Source organism: Pseudomonas sp. R62 (assembly GCF_000257605.1).
In the GTDB taxonomy this organism is placed as follows: domain Bacteria; phylum Pseudomonadota; class Gammaproteobacteria; order Pseudomonadales; family Pseudomonadaceae; genus Aquipseudomonas; species Aquipseudomonas atacamensis.
The window spans coordinates 2,541,500-2,543,195 of sequence record NZ_JH635998.1 but is presented as its reverse complement, the minus strand read 5'-3'; the positions used below and the strand labels follow the sequence as shown (position 1 = coordinate 2,543,195).

At 59.6% G+C, this 1,696-nt stretch carries 4 protein-coding genes; 1 reads left to right on the top strand and 3 read right to left on the bottom strand.

Features of this window, described 5'->3' with window-relative positions; all coding sequences use genetic code 11:
* Positions 1-98: hypothetical protein (locus OQK_RS32005; RefSeq protein ID WP_443216335.1), on the bottom strand; the 98-nt coding region annotated here is incomplete at its 3' end.
* A 22-nt stretch (positions 99-120) separates the two neighbouring features.
* A complete protein-coding gene (locus OQK_RS12435; protein ID WP_003229203.1) occupies positions 121-600 on the bottom strand; it encodes an RNA pyrophosphohydrolase in 480 nt (159 codons plus the stop codon).
* Positions 601-743: 143 nt separating this feature from the next.
* On the opposite strand from OQK_RS12435, the gene OQK_RS12430 reads away from it, so the two are divergent.
* Positions 744-1,400 (top strand): HAD family hydrolase, encoded by a 657-nt coding sequence (locus OQK_RS12430; RefSeq protein ID WP_016772679.1) that lies wholly within the window; start codon positions 744-746, stop codon positions 1,398-1,400.
* Between the two features lie 50 nt (positions 1,401-1,450).
* On the opposite strand, the gene OQK_RS31255 is transcribed toward OQK_RS12430, so the two are convergent.
* The coding region (locus OQK_RS31255; protein WP_238537173.1) for a DUF2269 family protein at positions 1,451-1,696 on the bottom strand (246 nt) is incomplete at its 5' end.

Below are 1,696 nucleotides of genomic sequence, written 5' to 3'. Positions count from 1 at the left end.
ATGGCCTCTTTGACGCGCAACACAATAATCCCCAACGCCGCCTTGAGATCCTTGGCGGAGTTAACTTCCTGGACGATCTTGCGCAGCGTATTGAGCATGGCTCGGGGTCGAACTCCGTCGTCAGTCGCGCGCTAAAAGGCGCGGGGCAAGCTCTTTGAGAGCGCGTCGATACACCTCGCGCTTGAATGTCACCACCTGGCCCAACGGATACCAATAGCTGACCCAGCGCCAGCCATCGAACTCCGGTTTACCGGTCAGATCCATCCGCACCCGCTGCTCGTTGGAGATCAGGCGCAGGAGAAACCATTTCTGTTTCTGGCCGATGCACAGCGGTTGGCTGTGGGTACGCACCAGGCGTTGCGGCAAACGATAGCGCAACCAGCCTCGGGTACAGGCCAGTATTTCAACATCTTCACGTTCCAGGCCAACTTCTTCGTTCAGCTCGCGGTACAAGGCGTCTTCCGGCGTCTCCTCGGGGTTGATCCCCCCTTGCGGAAACTGCCAGGCGTCCTGATTGATACGGCGAGCCCATAGCACCTGGCCGGCGTCATTCGTCAGAATGATCCCGACATTGGGGCGGAAACCATCGGGGTCGATCACGGCAACAACCTCGCAAACGCATGTCGCCGCATTGTTCCACAAAGCTTGATGAGGCGGCAACGAAGGTTCCTACCTTATGTGCACTCTTGTGAAAAGACCGTATTCTTGTCGCCTTTTTACTGACTTTTCAGCGGGTAACTGCAATGCGCCTGGCTTTATTCGATTTGGACAACACCCTTCTGGGCGGCGACAGCGATCACGCCTGGGGCGATTATCTGTGCGAGCGCGGCTTCCTCGACCCGATCGCCTACAAGGCGCGCAACGACGAGTTCTATCAGGATTACCTGGCCGGCAAGCTCGACAACGCTGCCTACCTGAACTTCTGCCTGGAAATTCTCGGCCGCACCGAAATGGCCGTACTCGACGCCTGGCATAGCGATTACATGCGCGACTGCATTGAGCCGATCGTGCTGCCCAAGGCACTGGAGCTGCTGAAAAAACACCGCGATGCCGGCGACAAACTGGTGATCATTACCGCCACCAACCGCTTCGTCACGGCGCCGATCGCCGTGCGCCTGGGCGTGGAAACCCTGATCGCCACCGAATGCGAGATGATCGACGGCCGCTACAGCGGGCGCAGCACCGACATTCCGTGTTTCCGTGAAGGCAAGGTCACGCGCCTCAATCGCTGGCTGGAAGAGACCGGCTATTCGCTTGAGGACAGCTATTTCTATAGCGATTCGATGAATGATCTGCCGCTGCTGGAGCAGGTGGCGAATCCGGTGGCGGTAGACCCGGATCCGAATCTGCGGGCCGAGGCCGAGAAGCGTGGCTGGCCGGTGATTTCGTTGCGCGACTGAGATTGCTATCGCTGGCAAGCCAGCGATGGGGGTCAACTCGGCCTCAAGCCTTAAACCGGCTTGGCCCCCATCAACGCCGCTATGGCGACAAACCCGACGCCGCTGACAATCGCCAGCGCCAGATTGAATGTGCGGTTGCCCACCCCGCTTGTCCACAGCCGATCCAGCCGGACCAGCAGCCAGACCGCGCTGAGCGTGGCCACGGCGTAGATCACGCTGGACCCCAGAATCCACAATTGGCCCAATGGCCAGCCCACCAGGTGCACCAGCCACCAGCCGGTGAAAGGCATGCTGAG

Coding starts and splice junctions, on each gene's coding strand:
- OQK_RS12430 (WP_016772679.1), top strand. CDS start 744: ATGCGCCTGGCTTTATTCGATTTGGACAACACCCTTCTGGGCGGCGAC.